At 67.5% G+C, this 2,074-nt stretch carries 2 protein-coding genes and 1 pseudogene; all 3 read right to left on the reverse strand.

The window, feature by feature from the left end; all coding sequences use genetic code 11:
- Positions 1–141 precede the first annotated feature (141 nt).
- Entirely contained in the window at positions 142–291 is a 150-nt protein-coding gene (locus AB4Z02_RS18875) for a hypothetical protein (protein ID WP_441972892.1), read from the reverse strand.
- A 276-nt stretch (positions 292–567) separates the two neighbouring features.
- A pseudogene (locus AB4Z02_RS18880) lies at positions 568–1,567 on the reverse strand (IS481 family transposase).
- A gap of 117 nt (positions 1,568–1,684) precedes the next feature.
- The coding region (locus tag AB4Z02_RS18885) for a Gfo/Idh/MocA family oxidoreductase (RefSeq protein ID WP_441972893.1) at positions 1,685–2,074 on the reverse strand (390 nt) is incomplete at its 5' end.

Below are 2,074 nucleotides of genomic sequence, written 5' to 3' on the forward strand. Positions count from 1 at the left end.
CCCCACCCCTTTGCCGCATCGATGAGGCTGGTGAGAACCACGATGGCCGTGCCGTGCTCGTCGTCGTGGAAGGCCGGGATGTCGGGCCGCTCGTGGAGCCGGCGATCTCAAACCAGCGCGACGCCGAGACATCCTCGAGGCTCATCCCGGCCCTCTGAGGGCGCGATTGCGCACGTTCGCCTCGACCAGCTTGTCGACGGTGCCCGTCTCCACGCACACGGGCGAGGCGTCCACACTGGGGAAGTGCTTGAAGAGCACGGCGTTGCCCTCCACCGCGAGCAGGGCAACCACCGGGCCAATGTCACGCCAACCCAGCATGGCCGTGCCGTCGGTGAAGACGGCGTCGGTTTGTACTGGGCGGTGTGGCCGGTGGCTGCTGGTCAGGGGACGGGTTGGCGGCGATGGCCCAGACGTCGGCCACGCCGGGCGTGGAGCGACAGCTCCGACCAATCGCGCAGCGGCCCCGTAACACGGGCCACCTTGGCACGCCCAAAGGCAGATCAATCTCTTGAACAAACCATTTGGCAGACGCGCCGCCGCCAGTCGCACCGGTCACCGTCCCGCGCCCTAGCTGTGATGCCCAGGCACGTTGGTCAGTCTGGTGATCGGTGGCTTGGCTCCTATGGCGGAGTGGACGCGGTGATGATTGTAGAAGTGCAGCCAGTGGGGTAGCGCTGTGTTGCGTTGCTCGGTTGAGGTGTAGAACCGGGCGTAGGCCCAGCCGTCGCCCAGGGTGCGGTGGAAGCGTTCGATCTTGCCGTTGGTCTGGGGTCGGTAGGGCCGGGTCCGTTTGTGGGTGATGGCGAGGTCGGCGCATGCGTCGCGCCAGGCGTGGGAGCGGTAGCAGCTGCCGTTGTCGGACAGGACGCGTTCGACGGTGACGCCATGGTCGGCGAACCACGCGACGGCCCGTTGGAGAACTCCGATCGCGGTTGTTGCCTTCTCGTCGGTGTGAATCTCTGCGTAGGCGACGCGGGAGTGGTCGTCGATGACGGTGTGCACGAACGCGGTCCCGATCGCGGGGCGGGAGTACTTCCCGCGTTCGCCGGTGCGGTGCGGCGGTGGCGACGCCATTGGCTCGGCCCTGTTGGCGGGTGAGGAACTTGTGACCGCCACCGTCGGGGATGTTGCCGAACTTGGTGACATCGACGTGGATCATCGACCCGGGGTGGGGGTGCTCGTAGCGGCGCAGGTGCTCGCCGGTGACGCGGTCGATGTGGGAGAGCCGGTTGATCCGGCAGCGGACCAGGACTGCGTGCACGGTCGATGCCTGCATCCCGAGCCGGCCGGCGATCTGGACCGGCCCCAGCCGGTGGCGCCACCGCAGCCGCACGATCCGCCGCACGACCTCGGGGCGGGTCTTGGTCGGGCTCGTCCTTGGCCGTGAGCTGCGATCAGCCATCCCGGCAGGGCCTTGGTGGCGATAGCGGTCGGCCCACTTCTTCGCGGTGCGGGGCGAGACCATGAACATCTTTGCCGCCTGGGCATAGGTGAAGCCGTCGTTGACGACGAGCCGAGCGAGCCGCAAACGGGTGCGTGGGGTCAGGGCAGCGTTAGCGTGGGACACGAAGGCCTCCAGGTTGAGGGAGCGGTGAACTAGACAGCTCCACTCCACAACCGGAGGCCTTCACCTGTCAGGCCGACTCACCGCCGCAAGGCGGGACAACCTCCCTGGGCATCACACCTAGCACGTGAGATGTACAGCCCCCTCTATCCGGGCGGACTCGATGCAGGCCTCGGCGACACGCACGGTCGTCAGGCCCTGCTCCATGGTGACGATGTCGGCGTCCTTGCCGAGCACCGCGTCGCGGAAGTTCTCGTGCTCGACCCGCAGCGGCTCGGGCTTGGCGATGGCATACCGGACGACGTCACCCTCGGACACCCCACGGAACTTGGCGATCGCGTCCCACGTCGTGGCGATCTCACCGTTGGCGTAGAACGTGAGGTCAGCGGTCAGGGTGTCGGCCACGAAGGTGCCACGCTCACCGGTGATGATCGTGACCCGCTCCTTCAGCGGCGACAGCCAGTTCACCAGGTGGCTGGTCACCGCTCCCCCGCTGAGCTGCCCGACGAC

The sequence above is a fragment of the Pedococcus sp. 2YAF34 genome (assembly GCF_052114585.1).
Taxonomy (GTDB): domain Bacteria; phylum Actinomycetota; class Actinomycetes; order Actinomycetales; family Dermatophilaceae; genus Pedococcus.